This window comes from Mycobacterium sp. NGS29, assembly GCF_059812965.1.
In genome coordinates this window covers 1-22,906 of the sequence record NZ_JCALDR010000016.1, presented here as the reverse complement: position 1 = coordinate 22,906, position 22,906 = coordinate 1, and the positions used below count along the sequence as shown (strand labels likewise).

At 67.2% G+C, this 22,906-nt stretch carries 20 protein-coding genes; 13 read left to right on the top strand and 7 right to left on the bottom strand.

Features of this window, described 5'->3' with window-relative positions:
* The first annotated feature begins 55 nt into the window (after positions 1–55).
* Complete coding sequence (locus AC5Y5Z_RS19670; protein WP_463825344.1) at positions 56–2,626, top strand: FHA domain-containing protein; 2,571 nt, start codon at positions 56–58, stop codon at positions 2,624–2,626.
* On the opposite strand, the gene AC5Y5Z_RS19665 is transcribed toward AC5Y5Z_RS19670, so the two are convergent.
* Both AC5Y5Z_RS19665 and AC5Y5Z_RS19660 read right to left on the bottom strand, forming a co-directional pair.
* Entirely contained in the window at positions 2,627–3,319 is a 693-nt protein-coding gene (locus AC5Y5Z_RS19665) for a GAF and ANTAR domain-containing protein (protein WP_463825345.1), read from the bottom strand.
* A 119-nt stretch (positions 3,320–3,438) separates the two neighbouring features.
* Entirely contained in the window at positions 3,439–4,365 is a 927-nt protein-coding gene (locus tag AC5Y5Z_RS19660; protein WP_499926983.1) for a M48 family metallopeptidase, read from the bottom strand.
* Between the two features lie 173 nt (positions 4,366–4,538).
* Here AC5Y5Z_RS19660 and AC5Y5Z_RS19655 point away from each other — a divergent pair, with 173 nt between their 5' ends.
* The 3 genes from AC5Y5Z_RS19655 to AC5Y5Z_RS19645 are packed head-to-tail and all read left to right on the top strand — an operon-like array spanning position 4,539 to position 8,235.
* A complete protein-coding gene (locus tag AC5Y5Z_RS19655) occupies positions 4,539–6,167 on the top strand; it encodes a class I adenylate-forming enzyme family protein (RefSeq protein ID WP_499918638.1) in 1,629 nt (542 codons plus the stop codon).
* A complete protein-coding gene (locus AC5Y5Z_RS19650; RefSeq protein ID WP_463825348.1) occupies positions 6,160–6,933 on the top strand; it encodes a class II aldolase/adducin family protein in 774 nt (257 codons plus the stop codon). The genes AC5Y5Z_RS19655 and AC5Y5Z_RS19650 overlap by 8 nt, the downstream gene beginning before the upstream one ends.
* Positions 6,934–6,966: 33 nt before the next feature.
* A complete protein-coding gene (locus tag AC5Y5Z_RS19645; RefSeq protein ID WP_499926981.1) occupies positions 6,967–8,235 on the top strand; it encodes an amidohydrolase family protein in 1,269 nt (422 codons plus the stop codon).
* 64 nt (positions 8,236–8,299) lie between these two features.
* Here AC5Y5Z_RS19645 and AC5Y5Z_RS19640 read toward each other — a convergent pair whose 3' ends face one another.
* Together AC5Y5Z_RS19640 and AC5Y5Z_RS19635 are read right to left on the bottom strand one after the other, a co-directional pair.
* Entirely contained in the window at positions 8,300–9,877 is a 1,578-nt protein-coding gene (locus AC5Y5Z_RS19640) for a PE family protein (RefSeq protein WP_463825350.1), read from the bottom strand.
* A gap of 88 nt (positions 9,878–9,965) precedes the next feature.
* Complete coding sequence (locus tag AC5Y5Z_RS19635) at positions 9,966–10,748, bottom strand: SDR family oxidoreductase (RefSeq protein WP_463825351.1); 783 nt, start codon at positions 10,746–10,748, stop codon at positions 9,966–9,968.
* Between the two features lie 155 nt (positions 10,749–10,903).
* Between AC5Y5Z_RS19635 and AC5Y5Z_RS19630 the strand changes: the two genes are divergently transcribed.
* On the top strand, positions 10,904–11,701 hold the full coding sequence (locus AC5Y5Z_RS19630; RefSeq protein ID WP_499926978.1) for an SDR family NAD(P)-dependent oxidoreductase: 798 nt from the start codon (positions 10,904–10,906) through the stop codon (positions 11,699–11,701).
* Between the two features lie 20 nt (positions 11,702–11,721).
* A complete protein-coding gene (locus AC5Y5Z_RS19625; protein WP_499926976.1) occupies positions 11,722–12,387 on the top strand; it encodes a hypothetical protein in 666 nt (221 codons plus the stop codon).
* On the opposite strand, the gene AC5Y5Z_RS19620 is transcribed toward AC5Y5Z_RS19625, so the two are convergent.
* From AC5Y5Z_RS19620 to AC5Y5Z_RS19610, 3 genes are read right to left on the bottom strand one after another with little or no spacing between them, the layout of a single operon-like run.
* Positions 12,384–13,253: an NYN domain-containing protein gene (locus AC5Y5Z_RS19620; protein ID WP_499918648.1), complete on the bottom strand. Its 870-nt coding sequence runs from the start codon at positions 13,251–13,253 to the stop codon at positions 12,384–12,386. The two genes, AC5Y5Z_RS19625 and AC5Y5Z_RS19620, sit on opposite strands and share 4 nt — an antisense overlap.
* A 17-nt stretch (positions 13,254–13,270) precedes the next feature.
* Positions 13,271–14,854: a fatty-acid--CoA ligase FadD1 gene (gene fadD1, locus AC5Y5Z_RS19615; protein ID WP_499926974.1), complete on the bottom strand. Its 1,584-nt coding sequence runs from the start codon at positions 14,852–14,854 to the stop codon at positions 13,271–13,273.
* Between the two features lie 17 nt (positions 14,855–14,871).
* Complete coding sequence (locus tag AC5Y5Z_RS19610) at positions 14,872–15,498, bottom strand: TetR/AcrR family transcriptional regulator (protein WP_499926972.1); 627 nt, start codon at positions 15,496–15,498, stop codon at positions 14,872–14,874.
* A gap of 102 nt (positions 15,499–15,600) precedes the next feature.
* Here AC5Y5Z_RS19610 and AC5Y5Z_RS19605 point away from each other — a divergent pair, with 102 nt between their 5' ends.
* The 7 genes from AC5Y5Z_RS19605 to AC5Y5Z_RS19575 form a co-directional block, all read left to right on the top strand.
* On the top strand, positions 15,601–16,818 hold the full coding sequence (locus AC5Y5Z_RS19605) for an FAD-dependent oxidoreductase (protein WP_463825358.1): 1,218 nt from the start codon (positions 15,601–15,603) through the stop codon (positions 16,816–16,818).
* 99 nt (positions 16,819–16,917) lie between these two features.
* Positions 16,918–17,163 carry a hypothetical protein gene (locus AC5Y5Z_RS19600; protein ID WP_463825359.1) on the top strand — a complete coding sequence of 82 codons (246 nt, stop codon included), beginning with the start codon at positions 16,918–16,920 and terminating at the stop codon, positions 17,161–17,163.
* An 83-nt stretch (positions 17,164–17,246) separates the two neighbouring features.
* The gene (locus tag AC5Y5Z_RS19595) at positions 17,247–17,933 is read left to right on the top strand and encodes a TetR/AcrR family transcriptional regulator (RefSeq protein WP_499918652.1); all 687 of its coding nucleotides are present in this window, start codon (positions 17,247–17,249) and stop codon (positions 17,931–17,933) included.
* 280 nt (positions 17,934–18,213) lie between these two features.
* On the top strand, positions 18,214–19,050 hold the full coding sequence (locus AC5Y5Z_RS19590; RefSeq protein WP_499926969.1) for a mycofactocin-coupled SDR family oxidoreductase: 837 nt from the start codon (positions 18,214–18,216) through the stop codon (positions 19,048–19,050).
* A 36-nt stretch (positions 19,051–19,086) separates the two neighbouring features.
* Positions 19,087–20,055 (top strand): enoyl-CoA hydratase/isomerase family protein, encoded by a 969-nt coding sequence (locus tag AC5Y5Z_RS19585; RefSeq protein WP_463825362.1) that lies wholly within the window; start codon positions 19,087–19,089, stop codon positions 20,053–20,055.
* A gap of 19 nt (positions 20,056–20,074) precedes the next feature.
* Entirely contained in the window at positions 20,075–22,375 is a 2,301-nt protein-coding gene (locus AC5Y5Z_RS19580; protein ID WP_499926967.1) for a CaiB/BaiF CoA-transferase family protein, read from the top strand.
* The coding region (locus AC5Y5Z_RS19575) for an SDR family NAD(P)-dependent oxidoreductase (protein WP_499926965.1) at positions 22,372–22,906 on the top strand (535 nt) is incomplete at its 3' end. The genes AC5Y5Z_RS19580 and AC5Y5Z_RS19575, both read left to right, overlap by 4 nt.

Genomic DNA, 22,906 nt, shown 5'->3' with positions numbered 1-22,906 from the left:
CATATTTGACGCCTTCCTTCTTGAAATGACCACCGTGCCGATACAGTTGGGTGCGATGACCCAGACAGCTGCCCCACCTGTGCTGACCGTGCGTTATGACGGAGCCGAACGCACCTTCGCCGCAGGCCACGATGTAGTCATTGGGCGTGATCTACGCGCGGACGTCCGCGTGGCGCACCCCCTCATCTCCCGCGTGCACCTGTTGTTGCGCTTTGACCAGGGTCGATGGGTCGCCATCGACAATGGCAGCCTCAACGGGCTGTACGTCAACAACCGCCGCGTGCCGGTGGTCGACGTCCAGGACGGACAGCGCATCAACATCGGCAACCCCGATGGCCCGGCGCTGGAGTTCGAAGTCGGCCGCCGTAGCCAGGGTTCGGTGGGTCGCCCACCCCCGACGACGGCGATGGCGATACCGTCCCGGCCCAGCGGGCCCATCCCCGCGCAGGGCCCGCCACCGTCCGGAGCCAACTGGGGGCAACAACAGGCCCCGTCGACCCAGCGGATTCCGTCTGCGCCGCCGTCGGGACAGCCCCGTTACCCGTCGGGGCCGCAACCGATGCCGCCGCAACAGAGCGGGCCGCAGATCTATCGTCCCGCGGCGGCGCAGCAGCCGCCGCCGGTGATCGGCCGCACGGCCGACGTGGGCGGCCGGACGTCGATGATGAAGATCCTGCGGCCGGGCAAGGCCGGCGGCGACCTGCCGCCGAACGCGATCAAGATCGGTCGCGCCGACGACAACGACATCGTCATTCCCGAGGTGCTGGCATCGCGCCACCACGCGACGCTGATCCCGTCCGCCAATGGCGTTGAGATCCGTGACAACCGCAGTATCAACGGGACGTTCGTCAACGGCACCCGGGTCGAATCCGCGATCTTGCGCGACGGCGACGTCGTCACCATCGGAAACATCGACCTCGTCTTCGCCAACGGCGCTCTCTCACGTCGCGAAGAGAGCCTGCTGGAGACCCGTACCGGCGGACTCGATGTGCGCGGGGTGACGTGGACCATCGAGGGCAACAAGACGCTGCTGGACAATATCTCGCTCACCGCACGGCCGGGAATGCTCACCGCCGTCATCGGACCCTCGGGTGCCGGCAAGTCGACCTTCGCCAAGCTGGTGGCCGGGTATACCCACCCGACCAGCGGCACGGTCGCCTTCGAGGGCCACAACGTGCACTCCGAATACGCCTCGCTGCGCAGCAGGATCGGCATGGTGCCGCAGGACGACGTGGTGCACGGTCAGCTGACCGTACGGCAGGCGCTGATGTATGCCGCCGAGCTGCGGCTGCCGCCGGACACCACCAAAGAGGACCGCGAACAGGTGGTCGCCCGGGTCCTCGAGGAACTCGAGATGACCAAGCACCTCGAGACGCGGGTAGACAAGCTGTCCGGCGGTCAGCGCAAACGCGCCTCGGTGGCGCTGGAACTGCTCACCGGCCCGTCGCTGCTGATCCTCGACGAACCGACCTCGGGCCTGGACCCGGCGCTGGACCGCCAGGTCATGACCATGCTGCGGCAGTTGGCCGACGCCGGGCGTGTGGTGCTGGTCGTCACCCACTCGCTGACCTATCTCGACGTGTGTGACCAGGTGTTGCTGCTGGCGCCGGGCGGCAAGACCGCATTCTGCGGGCCGCCCAGCCAGATCGGTCCGGCCATGGGCACGACGAACTGGGCCGACATCTTCAGCACCGTCGCCGAGGACCCGGACGGCGCCAAGGCCCGGTACCTGGAACGGAACGGCCCGCCGCCCCCGGCGCCACCGGTGGAAAAACCCGCGGAGTTGGGCGAGGCGGCGCATACCAGCCTGCTTCGACAGTTCTCCACGATTGCCCGACGGCAACTGCGGTTGATCATCTCCGACCGCGGCTACTTCATCTTCCTGGCGATACTGCCGTTCATCATGGGTTCGCTGTCCATGTCGGTGCCCGGTGATGTCGGTTTCGGTACACCGAACCCGACCGGCGATGCACCGACCGAGCCGGCCCAGATCCTGGTGCTGCTGAACGTCGGCGCGGTCTTCATGGGCACGGCACTGACCATTCGCGACCTGATCGGTGAGCGGGCGATCTTCCTGCGTGAACAGGCAGTAGGTCTGTCCACCACCGCATATCTGCTGGCCAAGGTGTGCGTCTACACGATATTCGCGCTGGTCCAGTCGGCGATCGTCACGGTGATCGCGCTCATCGGCAAGGGCGGCCCGACCAAGGGCGCTGTCCTGCTGAGTCCGCCGGCTTTCGAACTCTACGTCGACATCGCGGCGACCACCGTGGCGTCGGCGATGCTGGGGTTGGTGTTGTCCTCGCTGGCCAAGACCAGCGAGCAGATCATGCCGCTGCTCGTCGTCGCGGTGATGTCGCAGCTTGTGTTCTCCGGCGGCATGATCCCGGTCACCGGCCGAATCGGGCTCGATCAGATGTCCTGGGTCACCCCGGCCCGGTGGGGTTTCGCGGCTTCGGCGTCAACGGTCAATTTGACAGAACTGTCGCACCTTCCGCAGATCCCCAGGGATTCACACTGGAAGCACACGGTGGGTGCCTGGTCGTTGGATATGGGCATGTTGGTGCTGCTCAGCGTCTTCTACCTCGGCTTCGTGCGCTGGAAGATCCGCCTGAAGAGCGGCTGATCACCCCGCCGTCTGCGCGCGGGTGTCGATGACGCGCTGCGCGATGTCGATGAGCTTGGAATTGCTCTCCTGCGACAACGCGCGCAGCATCTCGAAGGCACGCACGTCGTCGACGTTGTAGCGCTCCATGATGATGCCTTTGGCCTGCCCGATGCGGTCGCGGCTGGATAACGCGGTCTGCATGTTCTCGTCGTGGCGGCCGGCCAGGATCGCCGCGGCAGCGTGCGCCGCCAGCACGGTGCCGACGGTCTCCGCTTCGGCATCCCATACCCCGGGCGCAAACCCGAACAGGTTCAGCGCGCCCGCCGTGCGCTCCGCGGTGTAGAGCTTGAACGAGAGTCCGCTGCGCACGCCGAGTTCCAGCGCGGCCGGCGAGTATTTCGGCCAGCGCTGCTCGGTCTGGAAATCATCGGTCCGCACGATGGTGTCCTGCAGCGCGGCCTGATAGCAGGGGCCTTCTTGGAATCGGTGTTGGAGATCGTCGAGCTTCCCGGGCAGATCGCTGAAATCGCCGAGCGACTCGAACTTGCCGCTGCCATGGACCAGCAGAATTCCGGCGGTATCTGCCCCGGGTATCAACTCCACCGCGGTGGCGGTGACGTTCGCCAGGATCTGCTCGACGGAGCTCGGGGTGGCCAGGGTCCGGGCCAACTCGGCCATCCGCACGGCCAGTTCGTGTTTGTCCAGGATCATGCGGTCATGTCTACCCGGCGGGTGATCGCGCGCTGTCGGCGAGTACCCGACGACTGTCGGAGCGGCGCCTGGTACGGCGCCGCTCCACAGCCCGGACCCGACCCGGTCTTGGAGAGCAGCTACTGCCCCCAGCCGCCGGCGTGGGGTGGTGCCCAGTGGGTCGGCAGGGGCGCCACCGCGTGCGGTTGTTTCGGACGGAAGAACAGGGCGCCCGCGACGGCGCGGTTGCGCAGCGCCGACGCCCGCCAGGTGTTGACCGGATGCGACGCCACCATGTTGGACAGCCAGACGAAGAATCCGGTCTCCGACTCGGCCCGGTCCGCCATCCCGTCGAAGTCAACCCAGCGCAGCAGGTACTTGCCGGCGCTCAACACCCCGATGGCCCGCCGGGCGCCTTCCGGATGGAACGCGTACCCGTAGTTGTCCGCGGTGTACTCCATCGACCGGGACAGCGCCTGGCCCAGGAACGGGATCTTCATGGCCAGCTGGCTCAGCTGCCGCCAGTAGGAGGCGTGTCCGGCCGCGATGTGTCCCACTTCGTGACCGATGACGAAGGCGAGTGCCTCCGGGTCGCGCGCCTGGCCACCGACCTCGAACAGATCGCTGTAGACCACCACGTAACGGCGGAAGCCGTGACCGCTGGCGAAGGCGTTGATCTGGCCGTTGCCCAACACCACGTACGCGTCGGGGATTTCGGTGAGCCCGAACCGCTGCGCGGCCTGCGCCACCAACCAGTAGCCATCCGGAAACTGGGTGGGCGACATCTTGACGCCGTTCGTGCGTTGCCGGCCGTAGTTCAAGCCCCTGGCCAGGAACAGCACCAGTGGTGTGGCCAGCACCGAGAGCCACAGCAGGCTGCCGTGACCGGTCAGTACCACGACGGTGGCGATCAGGTAGAGCACGACGCTGGACAGGATGACCAGGACCAGCAGGCCGATCTCCCACGGGTGGCGGCTGGGCAGTTCCCGATAACCCACTACACCGGGCGGTGCCCCGTGATGCGATCCGGGCGGATGATGATGTATCGGCGAATCGACGATGGCCATGACGGTCCCTTGGCTCCTGTGTGAAGTCGTTGCTCCGGTTGTGCACGGGCGACCATCAGCCTCCGGGCCCGCCCTTACAGGATTCTCTATAAATCCTTGGAGCGCGCTAAATCCTTGCCGTGCGGGCCCCGGACCGTCTGCTCTGCGGCGCCCGTCGATTCCTATCATTGGCTATGCACGCCGGCGCGCTGACAATCGCGCGATCGCCCGCGTTCACCGCCGAGGAAGTAGCCCGCTACCGCGCCGCGGGCTGGTGGTCGGAATCCACCTTGTCCGACGCGGTGCGGCGCAACGCCGAACGCCGGCCCGGTCGCACGGCCTACTGCGACCAGCGGGACGACCTGGCCACGACCACGCTGACCTGGCCCGAATTTGATGCTGCGGCGACCGCGCTGGCCCGGCAGCTCGCCGAGCACGGTGTGCGGCGCGGTGACCGGATCGGAGTCTGGCACGGCGATTCGGCGGCCCTGCACGTGCTGTTCGTCGGCGTCGAACGATGCGGCGCCGTCGTGGTCGGCATCGGCGCGCGCGCCGGCGCACGAGAAGTCGCCCAGTTGTTGGTGGCCACCGAGCCGAAGTTGGTGATCTGCGATCACCAGCGCGGCGTCGCCGCGGCGGGGGTGGTGGGCGGTAGGACAGTGCTGGTGTTGCGGGACGACCTGCGGTTGGATGATCGCGGCGGCCGGCCCGGCGCGGTGGGCGTCAGATCGCAGCTGGGACCCGACGACGTGTTCCTGATCAACTCCACCTCAGGGACCACCGGTCTGCCGAAGTGCGTGGTTCACACGCAGAACCGTTGGCACTACTTTCACCAGAAGGCCGTCGGCAATGGGCAGCTGACGCCCGAGGACGTGTTCCTTCCGGTGATACCGATGCCTTTCGGGTTCGGCATCTGGACCAGTCATACCACCCCGATCTATCTGGGTGCCATGGCGGTGATTCTGCGGCGGTTCACCACCGCGGCGGTGTGCGAAGCCGTCGCGCGGCACCGGGTCACTGTATTGTGCTGTGTCAGTACGCAATTGACGATGTTGATGGCTGACCCCGACACCCGCGGGTACGACTTGAGTTCGCTGCGGGTGGTGTTCACCGGTGGGGAAGCGCTGCCGTACCGCCCGGCGGCGGAATTCGAAGAATTGACTGGCGCGACAATTCTGCAGTTCTATGGCTCCAACGAAACCGGCGTGCTCAGTGGGACCACGCTGGACGACCCGCCGCGTCAACGGCTCCGCACCGGCGGTCGGATCATCCCGGAGATGTCGGTCCGGCTTTTCGACGGCGACCGCGATGTCACCGAGACCGGGCGCGGTCAGCCGGCCTGCCGCGGTCCGGCGACCAGCCTGGGGTATCTGAGCGGTTTGGCCGGCGACGCCGACCATGACGCACTGTTCACCCGCGACGGGTGGATGCGGATGGGCGACATCTGCCAGATCGACTCTGACGGATACCTGACCGTCACCGGCCGAACCTCGGACTTCATCCTGCGGGGCGGCAAGAACATCAGCGCCGCCCAAGTCGAGGATGCGGCGATGACGCATCCCGCACTCGCGGTGACCGCTGCCGTCGCGATGCCCGACCCGGTGTTCGGCGAGAAGGTGTGCCTCTACGCCGAACTCGTCGATGAGCGGCGTATCGAGTTGCCCGCACTCGTCGAACATCTGCTGGCACTTGGCGTTTCGAAAGAGCTGCTGCCTGAACGGCTCATCGTGCTCGACGAGCTGCCCCGTTCGTCCGGGGGAAAAGTGGCCAAAGGTCAACTCCGTGAGGATATTCGGCGCAGAATGGAGACAGGCGATGAGTGAACCGCAAGCGCGACAAGGCGGGTTGCAGGTATGGGCGCCGGCGGTGCTGCCCCCGATCGGAGTCGACCTGTCCGATGAACAGGCGCTCGCGGTGGCGTTCCGTCATCTGGCGTCCATCGGGTTCGCCGAGAACATGGCCGGGCACATCACCTGGCAACTCGACGGTCGGACCGACATGTTGGTCAACCCGTGGGGGTTGTGGTGGCAGGAACTCACCGCCTCCGATATCTGTGCGGTGGACTCGGACGCGCGGGTGATCCGGGGCCGGTGGGACGTCACCCCGGCGATCCACATCCACACCGAGCTGCACCGGGTCCGCGACGACGCGCGGGTGGTCATCCACAATCACCCGTACTACGTGTGCGTGCTGGCCGCACTGGGCAGGTTGCCCGAACTCCTGCACCAGACCGGGGCCCTGTTCACCGACGACCTGTGCCTGGTCGAGTCCTACGGCGGGGAAGTGGACAGCCCCACTCGCGCAGCAGATCTCGCGGCACACATCGGTGGCGCCAACCTGACGATTCTGGCGAATCACGGTGTCATCGCCACCGGGCGCACCCTGCCGGAAGCCGTCTATCGGGCGGCATCCATTGAACGGGTGTGCCGACTGGCCTACGACGTGCTGCTGACCGGCCGCGAACCGGCACAGATGCGGTGGTCGGACATGGCCGGCATGCAGGCCTCGCTGATCGAACGTGCCGCCGATGTCTACTGGGCGGGTGCGGCCCGCATGACGATCAAAGCCGACCCCGATGTGCTCAGCTGATCCCGGCTCGCCCCAACCGAGGAGGCCCGCGACGTGAAATCGATTGACGACCTGGCCGGCGACCTGAACTTCACCACCGCCAAGACGGGGGAGGACCGCTCGGTCACATTTCTGCCGGATCCGCCCCGAGCGCGACGGCACTACACCCTGATCTCGGTGGACGATCACATCGTGGAACCGCCGGACACCTTCACCGGTCGGTTGCCGCGCAAGTTCGCCGACCGCGCCCCGAAAGTCGTCGACACCCCGCAGGGCGGACAGACCTGGGTGTATGACGACCAGATACTGCCCAACGTCGGCTTCAACGCGGTGGTGGGGCGGCCGGTATCCGAGTACGGGTTCGAACCGGTCCGGTTCGACGAAATGCGCAGGGGCGCTTGGGATATCCATGCGAGGGTCGCGGACATGGACCTCAACGGCATCTACGCGTCGCTGAACTTTCCGTCGTTCCTGCCGGGGTTCGCCGGGCAGCGGCTGCAACAGGTGACCAAGGATCGCGACCTGGCGTTGGCCGCGGTGCGGGCCTGGAACGACTGGCATCTGGAAGCCTGGGCCGGGCCCTACCCCGACCGGATCATTCCCTGCCAACTGCCCTGGCTGCTGGATCCCGAACTCGGCGCGGCCATGATCCGCGCGAACGCCGAACGGGGTTTCCACGCGGTGACGTTCAGCGAGAACCCTGCGCTGCTCGGGTTGCCGAGCATCCACTCGGGACACTGGGATCCGGTGATGGCGGCCTGCGCCGAGACCGGCACGGTGGTCAACCTGCACATCGGCTCGTCCGGTTCGTCCCCGTCGACCACCGAGGACGCCCCGCCCGACGTGCAGGGTGTGCTGTTCTTCGCCTACGCGATATCCGCTGCGGTGGACTGGCTGTACTCCGGGCTGCCCAGCAGGTTCCCGGATCTCAGGATATGCCTGTCCGAAGGCGGAATCGGCTGGGTGGCCGGGTTATTGGACCGGCTGGACCATATGCTGAGCTACCACGAGATGTACGGCACCTGGCAGGCGTTGAAGGAAAAACGCACTCCCGCAGAGGTTTTCACCCGCAACTTCTGGTTCTGCGCGGTGGAGGACAAGTCCTCGTTCGTCCAGTACAACCGGATCGGCATGGACAACATCATGCTGGAGGCCGACTATCCACACTGCGACTCGACGTGGCCGCACACCCAGCGGACCGTTCACGAAGAGATCGGCGGGCTGCCGCCCGAAGTGATCCTAAAGATCACCTGGCAGAACGCATCCCGGCTCTACCAGCACCCGGTGCCGGCCGAGATACAGCGCAACCCCGACGTATTCTGAGCGGGATCGCCGGGCCCGGGTGGGCGCCGAAGCGTACCGCTGCACGACGACCGGTCCGTGGTGGCTATATCAGTCCGTTCACACCGTCGGCGCCGAACAGGAGTCCGCCGGTGCCCCCGGTCCCGGCCGTGGCGCCCGGGTTGACGCCGAATCCGGCGTTGCCACCGTTTCCGCCGTTGCCGAACAGCTCGGCGTCGCCGCCGTTGCCGCCGTCGCCGGCCACGAAGCCGGTGCCGTCTCCGCCGGCCCCACCGGCTCCGCCCCCGCCGATGAGTGCGGCGTCGCCGCCGGCGCCGCCCTTCCCGCCGGCTGCCGAGCCCGACGACCCGCCTGCGCCGCCGTCGCCACCATCGCCGATCAGTGCTGCGGCGGTACCGCCTGCGCCACCCGCTCCACCGCCGGCGTTGCCGGTCCCGCCGCGTCCGCCCCCGCCACCGCTGCCGACCAGTCCCGCGGCGTTTCCACCGGCACCGCCGGCACCCCCGGCAAGTTGCCCGTCGCCGCCGGTCCCACCGCTGCCGCCATCGCCGTAGAGCATGCCGGACCTGCCGCCGTCCGCTCCCGCTCCGCCGTTGCCGGTGGCCGACAGCCCAGCCCCACCGTTTCCGCCGGCGCCGCCACCGCCGATCAGCAGCCCGCCGGCCCCGCCGGTGCCGCCGCTGCCGCCGGTGTTGAGGCTGGCACCGCCGGCTCCGCCGTCCCCTCCGGTGCCGAAGAAGCCGGCCCCACCGACGCCGCCGGTGCCGCCGGTGCCTCCCCGCACGTCACCTTGGCCGCCGTCGCCGCCGTGCCCGCCGGCGCCGAACAGCAGTCCGCCGGCTCCGCCGACGCCACCGGTGCCGCCGGTGCCGCCGGTGCCGCCCTGGCCGCCGGAGCCACCGGCCCCGCCGCTGCCGAACAGCGACCCTCCTGCTCCGCCGGCCCCGCCGTTGCCTCCGAGACCGCCGAAGCCGAGACCACCGCTGCCCCCGGCACCGCCATGTCCGAACAGCAGTCCGGCGGCCCCGCCGTTGCCGCCCGCCAGGAGGAACCCGCCGGCGCCGCCCGCCCCGCCGTTGCCGACCAGCAGCCCGCCCCGCCCGCCGTTGCCACCGATACCGCTGTCGCCGAGACCACCCAGCGTGCCGGCTCCGCCCGCCCCACCGTTGCCGATCAGGCCGGCTGCTCCGCCGTTGCCACCCCGTTGTCCCAGGGCCGACCCCGACCCGCCGGCCCCGCCGTTGCCGTACAACAATCCACCGGCGCCGCCGTCGGCACCCGATCCGGGGGCGGCATTCGCTCCGTTGCCGATCAGCGGGCGTCCCAGCAGGGCCTGGCTCGGCGCGTTGATCAGGTCGAACACACTCTGCAGGGGTGCTGCCGCGGCTGCCTCGGCGCTGGCGTAGGCGGTGCTCGAAGTGGCCAGGGCCCGCACGAACTGGTCGTGATAGCGCCCCAATTGGGTGCTCACCGTCTGATACGTCTGGCCATAGCTGTTGAACAGTGCTGCCACGGCGCCCGAGATCTCGTCGGCGCCGGCCGCGAGCAGCGTCGTCGTAGGTCCCGTCACCGCGTTCCCGGCGGCGCTCAGGTTGGCGCCGACGCCGGCAAGATCTGTTGCGGCATAACCGATTTGCTCGGGTACGGTGGTTAGGAACGACATGGTCTCCTCCTGGCTCGATGCCCAGTTCCGCGTTGGCTAACTGTAGGTGAACTCGACTCGGTCCAGGCGTTTTTCGACCATTCGGGGATCAGGTGACCCACTCGGGCTGCGCGTCGGTCTCGACGGCGGAGAAGTCCTTGTGTCCCAGGCCGGCGACACAGCCGCCGTCGACCACGAACTCCGAACCGGTGGAGTAGCTGGATTCGTCGCTGGCCAGGTAAACCACCAGGCTGGAGACCTCCTCGGGTTCGGCGGCCCGGCCCAGGGCGGTCTGGAAGATGTCTTCGGGCACCCATTCGGTCATCGGCGTCTTGATCAGGCCGGGATGGATGGAGTTCACCCGGATTCCACTGGGCCCCAACTCGAGTGCGGCGGATTTGGTCAGGCCCCGAACCGCGAATTTGGTGGCCGTGTAGCCGTGGCATGCGATGGTGCCGGCCAGGCCCTCGATGGAGGAGATGTTGATGATGGACCCGCGGCCCGCCGCCTTCATCGGTTTGACCACCGCCCGGATGCCCAGAAAGACGCCGGTCAGGTTGATGTCGAGAATGCGCTGCCATTCGGACAGCGCGTAGTCCTCGAAGGTTCCGATGTTGATGATGCCGGCGTTGTTGACCAGGATGTCGAGGCGGCCGAACTCGCCGAGCGCGGTTTCGACGGCAGCGTCCCATTGTTCGGGCTGGGTGACGTCGAGGTGCAGGTAACGGGCGGCGTCGCCGACTTCTGCTGCGACGGCGGCGCCCTCGTCGTCGAGGATGTCGCCGAACACCACTTTGGCTCCTTCGGCGACCAGCGTCCGGACGTGGGCAGCGCCCATGCCGCGGGCGCCACCGCTGATGAGGGCAACCTTGTCGGCCAATCGATTCGGCATGGACTCTCCTCGGAATCGAGACGTTGGGTGTGCCGGTAATCGTGGCACACGGTGAAATCAGCGGTGTCCGCCTACCGGGGAGCCAGTGCGGAGTGCCCGGGTGCCCAACACCCAGACGTACCGGGTGTTCGACGAAGTCGACTAGCGTCTTTGCTATGGAACTCACCGGCAAGACTGTCCTGCTCACCGGCGCGACCGGCGGCCTCGGCCGCGCGATCGCCAAGGCACTCGCCGACAGCGGCGCCCGGCTGATCCTGAGTTCACGCAAGCAGGACGAACTCGACGAACTCTCGGCTTCGCTTGCCGGCCAAGGGCACCGGACGATCGTCAGTGACCTCGCGGAGCCCGGCGCCGCACCGGCACTGCTGGCCGATGCGGGCGAGATCGACGTATTGGTCGCCAACGCCGCGCTGCCGGCGTCGGGCAGGTTGGACACTTACAGCGCCGAGCAGGTCGGCCGGGCGTTGCGAGTCAATCTGGAAGTGCCGGTGCAGCTCACCCGCGAACTGATCCCGGCGTTCACCGGGCGCGGATCGGGGCACTTCGTCTACATCTCGTCGATTTCGGGCAAGGCAGCCACCGCCCGCGCATCGTTGTACGCGGCAACCAAGTTCGGGCTGCGCGGTTTCGCGCTGTGCCTGCGCGACGACCTGCGCTCGGCCGGCATCGGTGTGTCGGTCGTCAGCCCCGGTGCGATCGGCGGCGCCGGGATGTTCGCCGATTCCGGTGCCGCCGCGCCGCCGCTGATCGGCACCGGAAAGCCCGAGCAGGTGGGCGACGCGGTGGTCAAGGCGATCCGGCAGAATCGCGGCGAGATCACCGTCGCCCCACTGCGCCAGCAGGTACTGGCGCGGTTCGCGGCCAACGCCCCCGAGCTGGCGTCCCGTCTGGGTGGCGATATCGCGGCCAAGGCGGCTGACCAGATCGCCGCCGGGCAAACCGACAAACGGTGAGGTAGTGGCATCCTGGCTTGGTGGGAGTGCTGTTTCGGCTGATCGAGTTGCTGCTGCTGGTGTTACCGCTGGTGGGGTTGATTGCAGCCGGTATCAAAGCGCTGTCGTCCTTCCAGCGGCCCGGCCGCGCGCAGGGCCCCGCCGCGTCCGAAACCCCTGCCGTGCGCAACCAACCGACCGCAACGCCGGCGGCGCACTGGCGGGCCGTCAGACGCGCACTGGACGCACACGAGCAGACCGATGCCCGTTGGCTGGAGTACGAATTGGACCCATCGCGGCTGCTGGACTTCCCGGTGATGACCGATATGCGCAATCCGCTCACCATGAAGTTCCACAAGGCGAAACTGCGGGCAGACCTGCACAAGCCGGTGCGTGCGGAAGATCTCTTCGACGACCGGGACGCCGCGGGGCGCTACCTCGATGCTGTCGAGGACTACGTCACCGCGTTCGACGCCGCGGAAGCCGAAGCGATGCGCCGGCGCACCAACGACTTCTCCACCGAGGAACAGCAGCGTCTGGTGCGGGCGCGGAGCCTGTTCCGGGTCGCCGCGGACGACGGCGCCACCGCCCAGGAACGCCAGCGCGCCTACGCGTTGGCGCGTACCGAACTCGACGGTCTGATCGTGTTGCCGGCAACCACCCGGGCGGGCATCGAGCGTGGTATCGCCGGCGAGATCGATCGTTAGGAGCTGTCGTTCTTCAGGCGCACCATCCGGGTGGTGGTGCTCTCGTCGAGGTCGACCAGATCGCTGCGGGACCGCAGGAAGTCGCTGAAAGACTTGAATCCCAGGGACTTTTCGCTGAATGACGGGTTCATCCGTTTCATTTGTGCTTTGACGATGGAATTGTGCAGCCAGTCGGCATCGTCTTTTTCCTGGCTGATGCGAAGGGCGCGCTCGAGCAGTCCGGTCGCGGCGGCCTGCGGGTCGGGCGCCGGCGCCTCGTCTTCGGGTTCGGCGGCGCTGGCGTGGCGGCCGCGCTTGCGCGGCGGGGGCGCGGCGGCGGTGGTGGAAATCCCGGGCAGTGCGTCATAGGTGACGAACTCGTCGCAGGCGGCCGCCAGCGATCCGCTGCTGGCGCCGGCCACGCCGATCCCGACCACGTAGCGGCCCAGTCGTTTGCAGCGTTGCGCCAGCGCGATGTAGTCCGAGTCGCCACCGACGATCACCACGTGCGTCAGGTCCGGCAGCCGGAACATGTCCTCGACGGCGTCGACCGCCAACCGGATGTCGGCGCCGTTCTTGCCGTAGGAGGCCGCCGGGAACAGCTGAACGAGGTCGACGGCGCGCCCGACCAATTGGCCGTGGTAGTTGGCGTTGACCTCCGCGGACCAGTCGGCGTATGCGCGGGTGAGCACCAGCGTGCCGAACGAGGACGCGAAATCCATGATCGCGCCCAGGTCGACGGTGGCCACCCGCAGTTTGTCTTTGTCCAGGCCCTTGGCCTTGTCCCGCTGGAAGGTGTTGCGGCCGTGCACCTGGTCATAACGCGAGATGACGATGTTGTCGAAGTCGAAGTAGACGGCGACGCGGGTTGCGCTGGAGTCGGTCATCCGGCCATCGTCCGTCATCAGCGGTCCACACACGAATACGCGGTGCCCCGTTCCTCGCGCACCCACAACGACTCGGCCGCACCGATGGCGGTCCCTTCGGCGATCAACTGGCGTTTGAGCACCTTGTGGGTGGCGGTGCTGGGCAGCTCGGCGGCGATCCGGAGGTACCGTGGCCACGCCTTGCGCGACAGGTCCGGCTGCGCGTCGAGGAACGCTTCGAAAGAGTCGGGGTCGAAGGCGCGAGCTTCGTGCAGCACGATCGCGGCCATTACCTGGTCGCCCACCCGTCCGTCCGGAACCGCGTACACCGCGACCCGGTTTATTGCGGTGTGCCGCAACAGAACTCGCTCGATAGGTGCGGCCGCCAGATTTTCCCCGTCCACCCGCATCCAGTCGGCGGTGCGCCCGGCCAGATAGATCCAGCCCTCGGCGTCGCGGTAGGCGAGGTCACCGGACCAGTACATGCCGTGCCGCATCCGTTCGGCGTTGGCTTCGGGGTCGTTGTAGTAGCCGGCGAACAGTCCCGAACCCGTCGTGTTGACCAATTCACCCACGGCTTCGTCGGCGTTGAGCAGGGCGCCGTGTTCGTCGAAGCGGGCCGCCGGGCACTCGGTGACGGTGTCGCTGTCGTAGACCGCGACGCCGGTCATCCCCTTTCCGATCGAACCGGGCGGAGTGCCGGGTTCGCGTACCACGATGACCGCGTTCTCGGTGGAACCGAAACCGTCCTCGACCCTGGTGTCGAAGCGCCGTGCGAACTCCTTGATGTCCTTCTCGTTGGCCTCGTTGCCGAAGGCCACCCGCAGCGGGTTGTCGGCGTCGTCGTCCCGTTCGGGAGTGGCCAGGATGTAGGCGAGCGGTTTGCCGACGTAGTTCATGTAGGTGACGTTGTGGCGGCGGATGTCGCTGAGGAACCGGGTTGCTGAAAATTTCGCCGGCACTATGGCGGCACCGGAGACCACAGCCGGCGCCCAGCCGGCGACCACGGCGTTGGAATGGAACAGCGGCATGGACACATAGCAGGTGTCCGCCGCGGTCAAGGCGAAGCGGTCGGCGAGATTGCGCCCGGCGAACACCGGCATCAGGTGCGGGAATTGCACAGCTTTCGGATTGCCGCTGGTACCCGATGTGAAGATCATCATGAATGCGTCCATCATCTCGACCTGGCGGTGGGGGACCAGTGCGCCCGCACCGGCGATCATCTCCGTCCACTCCGGGGTCGAGGTGTCGAGGACCAAGGTGTCGCCCAGATCCAGGCCATCCAGCAGCGACCGCTGCTCGGCATCGGTGACGACGATCTGACAGTCCGAGCGCCGGATGTCGGCGGCCAGCGCCGCGCCCCGGCGGGTGGTGTTCAGTCCGCACAGCACATAGCCGCCGAGTCCGGCCGCCGCCATCTGCGTCAGCATGTCCGGCGTGTTGCCGAGCAACGAGCCGATGTGCAGCGGCCGGTCCGGGTCGGCAACAGCCAGCAGGGCGGCGGCCTGGGCTGCGGACTTGGCCAGGTATTCACGCCAAGTCCATTGCAGGTCACCGTATTTCACCGCGATTGCCGGATCGTCGAGTCGCTGCCGCAGCAGCGATTGGATTGTCTCGGTCATGGGTTCGGGTCCATCCGTCATCGGTGGTGCGCATCGAGGTAGTTGCTCAGGATCTCCACGAGGGCCCGGCGCTCCTTGCTGGTGTCCACCGGTCCGGGCATGACCAGTTGGCCGGCGACCATGCCGCGCAATGTGGTCAGCAGATGTCCGCCGATGGCGGCGCTCTGGGTGGGGTCCAGGTCACGGTCGAGGGCGGCGCCCATGGCGTCGAATGTCTTCCCCAGTCGTTTCAGATGGCCGGTGGCGGTGGTGCCGCGGCTGGCGCGGGTGCCGATCAGGATCTCGGTGGCCGCGCGCGCGGCGGGGCTCGACATCGCCTGCCACGCCGCGCTCACCACCGAACTCACCCGTTCGCGGGTCGGGGTGTCCGGCGTGGCGGGCGGCAACGACTGCAGGGCGTCGAGCAACTCGCTGAACCCGCGGTCGACCACCGCCATCAGCAGTCCGTCGCGGTCACCGAAGTGATACTGGATCACTCCCCAGGTGACGCCCGCGGTGTCGGCGATGTGTCTGCCGCTGGCGGCGGCGATTCCCTCGTCGAGCACGATCTGGACCGTGGTGTCGATCACCGTGGCGCGAGTGCGGTGCGCCCGGATCTGGTTGCCGTGCGCGGGCCGAGTCGGGGCGATTCGTCGCGACGTCACTGTGCGAAGACCTGGATGCAGAACATTGCACCCGTCAGGTTATTCCAGCCGTGCGCCTCGCTGCACGGCGGATCCGGTCCGGCGAGTCCTATGCTTGCCCCAATGGCCGAGCAGACGACGTGCGCAATCATCGGGGGCGGCCCGGCGGGCATGGTGCTGGGTCTCCTACTGGCCCGCGCGGGCGTGGACGTCACGCTGCTGGAGAAGCACGGCGACTTTCTGCGCGACTTCCGCGGTGACACGGTGCACTGCTCGACGATGCGGCTGCTCGACGAGCTCGGGTTGTGGGAGTCGTTCTCGGCCTTGCCATTTACCGAAGTCCGTAAAGCGGCGTTCAATTCGAATGGCCGATCGGTGACCTACATCGACTTCGAGCGACTGCGCCAGCCGCACCCTTTCATCGCGATGGTGCCGCAGTGGGATCTGTTGAACCTCCTTGCCCGTGCCGCCCGTGCCGAACCGGCGTTTTCACTGCGGATGAACACCGAAGTCACCGGGCTGATGCGCGAGGGCGACCGGGTCGTCGGCGTGCAGTACCGGGGTCCGGACGGGCCCGGTGAACTGCGGGCTCACCTGACCGTCGCCTGCGACGGCCGCTGGTCGATCGCGCGTCACGAAGCAGGACTGCGTGCGCGCGATTATCCGGTGAAATTCGATGTGTGGTGGTTCAAGTTGCCGCGCGACGACGACACCGAATTCTCTTTCCTGCCGCGTACCGCGCCGGGCAAGGCGCTGGGAGTCATCCCACGCGAGGGGTACTTCCAGATCGCCTACATCGGCATCAAAGGCACGGACGCACAGTTGCGCGCCCGGGGCGTGGCGGCATTCCGCCGCGACGTGGCCGCGTTGGTGCCCGAGGCGGCGGAGTCGGTGGACGCGCTGGCCTCGATGGACGACGTCAAGCACCTCGACGTCCGGGTGAACCGACTGCGCCGCTGGCACTGCGACGGGTTGCTGTGCATCGGGGACGCCGCACACGCGATGTCACCGTTGGGGGGCGTCGGGATCAACCTGGCGGTGCAGGACGCGGTGGCGACCGCGACGATCCTGGCCGAACCGTTACTGGCGCGGCGGGTCACCGGCCGTGAGCTGGCAGCGGTGCGCCGACGCCGCATCCTTCCCACCGCGGTCACCCAGTTCGTGCAGCGGATTCTGCACCGCGGGCTGCTGGGCCCGCTGCTGCGTGGGGCTGACCCGGCTCCGCCGGCGGCTTTGCTCACCGTCGTGCGGCGGTTGCCGTGGTTGACGGTGATTCCGGCGTACTTCATCGGGGTCGGTGTGCTGCCCGAGCATGCGCCGGCATATGCCCGTCGCCCGTGACGCTGTGCTCCGGCCCACTATCGGGTCGCGATTCGATTCCCGCCGGTATGGGTAGCCATCAACAGTGACATGGCTCCACGAGCCGAGAGGGGACGCAACGTGAATATCAAAAAGACGGCAGGAACAGCACTGATCGCGGCCGCCCTGGGCGCCGGATCGCTCGGCCTGGGCATCGGAACCGCGCAGGCAAAACCCGGCCCGCACATCCCGGGCCCGCCGCCGATTCCGCCCGGACAGGTGGACGGGTGGCAGCAACTGCCGCCTGGGCAAGTCAAGCAGTTCTGCCCGTGGCAATCGCCTCCTGGCCACTGGATCGGTGGCCCGCACGGCATCCCCTGCACCTGATCAGCCGAACACCGCTAGGGGCATTTCCGCGGTATAGCGCGGGTCGACCCGGGGTAGGTTCTCTATCAATGTAGAGTTCGTTCGTGCCCCCAGTCAGGGATAAGCGCCGTAAGCCGAACTCCGGCGAGCGCCGCCGCGACCTGTGCGACGCGGCGATTCAGCTGTTGGCCGACGACGGTGCCAAAGGTTTGAGCCACCTGAAGGTGGACCGCAAGGCCAATGTCCCCGCGGGTACCACGTCGTTCTACTTCCGCACCCGATCAGCCCTGTTGCTTGCGGTGGCCGAGCGGCTGACCGAGTTGGACCTCGCCAACCTGCAGGCGGTGGCGGACGAGTCCGACACCGGCCGAGCGCAGCGCTCGCCGTCGCTGCTGGCGCAGGTGGTGATCCGGTCCGGCCACGAACCGGAGTTGTCCCGGACCCGGGCCAGATACGAGCTGACGATGCAGGCGGCCCGCGATCCGGAATTGGCAGCCACCCTGGCGCAGGGGACGGACGCCTTCACCAAACTGCATCGCGAGATTCTGGTGCAACTGATGCCGCGCGGCGCCGAAATGGAATCCGCCGTCATCGAAGACCTGAGCAACATAACCTTGACCTTCATCAACGGTCTGTTGGTGCGTTTTGCCCACGGCGACCGGATCGTCGACAGCGCCGAACAACTCGACACAATCCTGGCGGCCCTAGCCACCGGCATTCTCAAGAGCCCGGCGAAGGGACGACTGACGGGCACCGGCAACCCGGCCCCAGCTGGCCGGCGCGAGACCTAGGCGCCCCGGCTTCGGCGCGGCACGCCGTGTCGGGGTCTTGCCTCGGAACCCGCCGTGTGGTTCTCTACGAGTATAGAGAATATTCCTATGGCGGCCTCGGTGAGAGCCCGGACCGATTGCCTGTCAAAGCAGTGCGCCACGCAACCTTCCGGGCGTCTCCGGCAGGTGAAAGGGTCGGCGGCAGGAGGGTTTTCGTGACGGCAAGCACCGACACTCAGGTCCACTTCGATCCCCACCAGGTCGGTCTGATCGCCGACCCGTACCCGATGTTCGCGCGGCGATGACCGGCCGGGTCGCGGGTAAGGTCGCGCTGATCAGCGGGGCCGCGCGGGGCCAGGGCCGCTCCCACGCGGTGCGACTGGCCCAGGAAGGTGCCGACATCATCGCGGTCGACATCTGCGGACCGGTCGAAAACATGGCCTACCCGCATTCCACGCCGGCAGATCTGGACGAAACCGTCGACCTGGTCACGGCTCTGGGTCGGCGCATCGTGGCCGTACAGGTCGACGTGCGTGACTACGACGCGCTGAAGTCCGCGGTGGACGGCGGGGTCGCGCAACTCGGCCGACTCGACATCGTCGTCGCCAATGCCGGCATCGGCACTTTCGGCAACAAACTGCACAAGATCCCGGAGCAGATCTGGCAGGACATGATCGACGTCAACCTCTCCGGCGTCTGGAAAACTGTGAAAGCCGCTGTGTCACATGTAATTGCCGGAAAACGGGGCGGTTCAATCGTGCTGACCGGCTCAGTCGGATCACACAAGGCGCTTGCCTACACCGGCCACTACATCGCGGCCAAGCACGGCGTCATGGGATTGATGCGCAGCTTCGCCGTCGAACTGGGTCAGCACATGATTCGCGTCAATTCGGTGCACCCCAGCCAGGTCAACACACCGATGACGATGAACGAGGTGACGTTTCGGCTGTTCCGGCCGGATCTGGAGAATCCCGGCCCCGAAGACTTTGCCCCGTTTTCGCAGATGACGCACACGTTGCCGGTCCCGTGGGTGGAGGCCGTCGACATCAGCAACGCGGTGCTGTTTCTCGCTTCGGACGAATCTCGTTATATCACCGGCGTTTCGCTGCCCGTCGATGCCGGCGCGCTCCTCAAGTGATCCCCGACTCAACCAAGTAACAGAACTGGAGAACTGATGCCCGAGTACGACTACGAAGAGCTGAAAAAAGAAGCCGAGCAGTACATCAGGTTCGAAAAGGACGTCAAGAACCGGATCGCGTACATCACATTCGACCGGCCCGAGGCACAGAACTCCACCACACTGGGGATGCGGCAGAACTACGCCGACATCATCCACAAATGCAACGTGGACGACGAAGTCAAGGTGGTGGTGATCCGCGGTGAGGGCGAGGATTTCGGCAGCGGCGGGGACCTGCCCGAACAGCGCGGCATGCTGGAGAACCCGGGCATGCCGCTGCTGCACGAACTCGCGATCAACGACGACGACGTGAAGTACCCACCGGGCGGGTCGTACCGCTACCTGTCCACCGTCACCGACTTCTACGCCAAGGCGAAGGCCGGTAACCGTCCGCTGCAGGAACTTCGCAAGATCAGCATCATCGAGGCCAAGGGTTACTGCTACGGCTGGCACTTCTATCAGGCCGGCGATGCCGACCTGGTGATCTCCTCCGACGATGCACTGTTCGGTCACCCCGCGTTCCGCTACGTCGGCTGGGGCCCGCGGTTGTGGTGGTGGGCCGAGACGATGGGCCTGCGTAAGTTCTCCGAAATGCTTTTCACCGGAAGACCGTTCAGCGCCAAGGAAATGTACGAGTGCGGGTTCGTCAACAGCGTCGTGCCCCGCGACAAGCTGGAAGCCGAGACCGAGAAGTACGCGCTGGCGTGTTCGCGTTCCCGCCCGACCGACACCGTCGCGGTGCAGAAGACGTTCCTGGAGCTCTACAAACAGCACAAAGGTGAGTACTTCGGCAGCCTGCTCACCGGCATGGTGGAGGGCATGCTGCCGATGATCGCCAACGACGCGCAGGAGGTCGACCTGACCGCGGGCACTTTCGAGAAGGGCCTCAACAACGTAGTCAAGGACAACGACCTGAACTTCCCGCCGGAGTGGCGGCTCAGTCGATCGGGACGCAAGAAGCCCTGATCGTGTCGGTGGCGAGGGCATGTCGGCACTGAGCGGCTTCCGGGTCGTCGAGCTCGACGACTCGGTGGCTGCCGAGTACTGCGGCAAGTTGCTGTCCGACTTCGGCGCAGAAGTCATCAAGGTCGAGGCGCCGGGCAGTGGCAGCCGCACCCGCGCGATGGGACCGATACTTGCCGAGGGGTGCGACGGCAGCGCCTTATTCGGCTATCTGAACACCAACAAATACTCGGTCGTGCTCGATGTCGACGACGCGCAGCTGCACCAGCTGCTCCGCGGAGCCGATGTCGTCCTCGGGGCCGCGCACCTGGCGGAACGCCACCCTGAGGCCGTGTTCTGCACGATCAGCCCGTTCGGCCCCGGTGACTTCGACAATGCCAAGAGCATCAACGTATTTCAGGCCAGCGGCTGGGGTTACCACACACCCAGCCACGCCGGCCCCGCCGAGCCGCCACTGCAGGGTCCCGGACGCTTTCTCCCCGACTACGAAGCCGCACTCGATGCAGCGTTGTGCATCGGCTCCGCACTGTTCCGGCGGCTGCACGGCGGCCAGGGCGAATCGATCGACATCTCCACACAGGCAGTGCTGGTCTCCCGCGCCGACTGCATCGTCGGGCGGTTCGTCGCGGGCGAGGACGCGGCCGGCGCTGACCGCAGTGCCTACGACCAGCGCGGTCCGGCATCGTTCTTCCGGTGCGTGGACGGTTACGTCTACCTGTACGTGACCAGCCGAGCCCATTGGCTGGGTGTCAAGGCGCTGCTGGATCATCCGAGCTGGCTGGACGCGTTCGACGACGACTGGCTGGAATTCTCGGTGACCGCGCAGAAGGTCGCCGCCTTTCAGCGCGGCTTCGCCGAGTGGGTCCGTGTCCTGGACAAAGACGTCGCCACCGACCGCGCTCAGCGCCTGGGCGTGCCGCTGGTCCCGGTCAACGAGGCCGGCGATCTGCACCGATCCGCTCAGTACCGGCACCGCCGCTATTTCACGAAGCTGCGCCATCCGGTATTGGGCACCGGCTCCTATCCCACCGTCCCGTACACGCTGAGCGCTTCTCCGGCCGAGATCGCCGCTGCTGCACCAACTCTCGGACAACACACACAGCAGATCACCGGTCGTGACCCGCAGCGCGCAGTTCGGCCGGCGCTCGCCCCACTCAGGTCACCGAGGCACCCGCGCGGTGGCCCCCTGGAAGGGGTGCGCGTCGTCGAGCTCACCAAAGTGTGGGCCGGGCCCTACGCGGGCAAATTGCTGGCACTGCTGGGCGCCGAGGTGATCAAGGTCGAGACCGCAACCAACCCGGAGGAGATGCGCGCCTACGGCGGCACCGACATCGACCACGCGCCGTATTTCCTCAGCATCAACCCGGAGATCCGCAGCGTCGACCTTGATATCAAGTCTCCCGTCGGCATGAGGCGACTGCGCGAGCTGATCGCGCACAGCGACATCGTGCTCAACAACCTGCGTCCCGGCGCAATGGAGCGCCATGGTCTCGGCTATCAGCAACTCGTGGCGATCAAACCGGACATCATCTCGGTGTCGATCAAGATGTGGGGCAATGACGGCCCACTGGGCCACCAGACCGGCTATGCGCCGTGTTTCGCAGCACTGGCTGGCCTGGCCGCGCTGGTCGGGTATCCCGGCGGGCCACCACGCGGCGCCAGCATGCGCTACGGGGATTCCACGGTCGGTGCGGCAGCGGCCTTTGCAGCCGTGGTGGCGTTGGTGCATCGCACGGTTACCGGCGTCGGGCAGTTCGTCGACGTATCCGCCGTGGAAACCTTGTCGTCGATGATCGGGGACAGTCTGCTCGAACAGAGCCTGACCGGAAGACGGCTCGGCCCCGTCGGCAACAACCATCCCGACCTGTGCCCGCACGGCTGCTATCCGTGCGCAGACGGTGCCTGGATCAGCATCGCCGTCGCCAACGAGGCGGAGTGGCAACGGCTTTGCCGGGTACTCGAGGTGCCCCTGCTGGCCACCGACGTGCGATACGCGACATTGCCTGATCGGCTCGCGAACGCCGGGGCCCTCGACGACGAACTCGCCTGCCGCACCCGCGATCACGACGCCGCCGTCCTGGGCGAGCGATTGCGGGAAGCCGGCATCGCAGCGTGCAAGTGTGCCACGTCCTCGGACGTGATCGGCGACCAACGACTCTGGGATCGCGGGCTGTACCGGTTCGTCAGCGATCACCGCGAAGGTCAACGGCCGATCGTCGGTCCGTCGTGGCGATTGGCCCGATGCCCGGCGGACATCACCCGCGGGGCGCCGTGTCTGGGGCAGGACACCGATGACGTGCTGACCGAGCTGATCGGATCATGACGGCGACACTGGCCGGCACCGCGGCGCTGGTGACCGGCGCCAGCAGCGGTATCGGCGCCGCGACAGCCAAACTCCTTGCCTCGCAAGGGGTCGCAGTCGCATTGCTGGCCCGGCGAGCCGATCGCCTGCGCGCCCTGCAGACCGAGATTGAATCCGCCGGGGGCACGGCGTTGGCGGTACCCGCCGATGTCACCGACTCGGCGCAGGTGGCGGCAGCCGTCGAGCGGGCCGTCGTTGAACTGGGGCGGCTGGACATCGTGGTGAACAATGCCGGTCTGATGCAGTCCGGACCCGCGACCGAGGCGGCGCTGCAGGACTGGGACGACATGGTGGCCGTCAATATTCAGGGCGTGCTCTACGTCGCCCGCACGGTCCTGCCGTATCTTGTTGCCGCCGCTGCGGATTCACCGCGCGGAGTCGCCGATCTGGTTACCATCAGCTCCACCGCGGGCTGGGTGGCCCGGCCCGGGACGGCGGTCTACTCACTGACCAAGTTCGGAATCAACGCGTTCAGCGAAGGCATCCGCCAGG

What these genes read in the sequence shown, in the direction of transcription:
- AC5Y5Z_RS19670 (WP_463825344.1), top strand. Translation starts at nt 56, where the DNA reads ATGACCCAGACAGCTGCCCCACCTGTGCTGACCGTGCGTTATGACGGA.
- AC5Y5Z_RS19665 (WP_463825345.1), bottom strand. Translation starts at nt 3,319, where the DNA reads ATGATCCTGGACAAACACGAACTGGCCGTGCGGATGGCCGAGTTGGCC.
- AC5Y5Z_RS19660 (WP_499926983.1), bottom strand. Translation starts at nt 4,365, where the DNA reads ATGGCCATCGTCGATTCGCCGATACATCATCATCCGCCCGGATCGCAT.
- AC5Y5Z_RS19655 (WP_499918638.1), top strand. Translation starts at nt 4,539, where the DNA reads ATGCACGCCGGCGCGCTGACAATCGCGCGATCGCCCGCGTTCACCGCC.
- AC5Y5Z_RS19650 (WP_463825348.1), top strand. Translation starts at nt 6,160, where the DNA reads ATGAGTGAACCGCAAGCGCGACAAGGCGGGTTGCAGGTATGGGCGCCG.
- AC5Y5Z_RS19640 (WP_463825350.1), bottom strand. Translation starts at nt 9,877, where the DNA reads ATGTCGTTCCTAACCACCGTACCCGAGCAAATCGGTTATGCCGCAACA.
- AC5Y5Z_RS19635 (WP_463825351.1), bottom strand. Translation starts at nt 10,748, where the DNA reads ATGCCGAATCGATTGGCCGACAAGGTTGCCCTCATCAGCGGTGGCGCC.
- AC5Y5Z_RS19630 (WP_499926978.1), top strand. Translation starts at nt 10,904, where the DNA reads ATGGAACTCACCGGCAAGACTGTCCTGCTCACCGGCGCGACCGGCGGC.
- AC5Y5Z_RS19620 (WP_499918648.1), bottom strand. Translation starts at nt 13,253, where the DNA reads ATGACCGACTCCAGCGCAACCCGCGTCGCCGTCTACTTCGACTTCGAC.
- fadD1 (WP_499926974.1), bottom strand. Translation starts at nt 14,854, where the DNA reads ATGACCGAGACAATCCAATCGCTGCTGCGGCAGCGACTCGACGATCCG.
- AC5Y5Z_RS19605 (WP_463825358.1), top strand. Translation starts at nt 15,601, where the DNA reads ATGGCCGAGCAGACGACGTGCGCAATCATCGGGGGCGGCCCGGCGGGC.
- AC5Y5Z_RS19590 (WP_499926969.1), top strand. Translation starts at nt 18,214, where the DNA reads ATGACCGGCCGGGTCGCGGGTAAGGTCGCGCTGATCAGCGGGGCCGCG.
- AC5Y5Z_RS19585 (WP_463825362.1), top strand. Translation starts at nt 19,087, where the DNA reads ATGCCCGAGTACGACTACGAAGAGCTGAAAAAAGAAGCCGAGCAGTAC.
- AC5Y5Z_RS19580 (WP_499926967.1), top strand. Translation starts at nt 20,075, where the DNA reads ATGTCGGCACTGAGCGGCTTCCGGGTCGTCGAGCTCGACGACTCGGTG.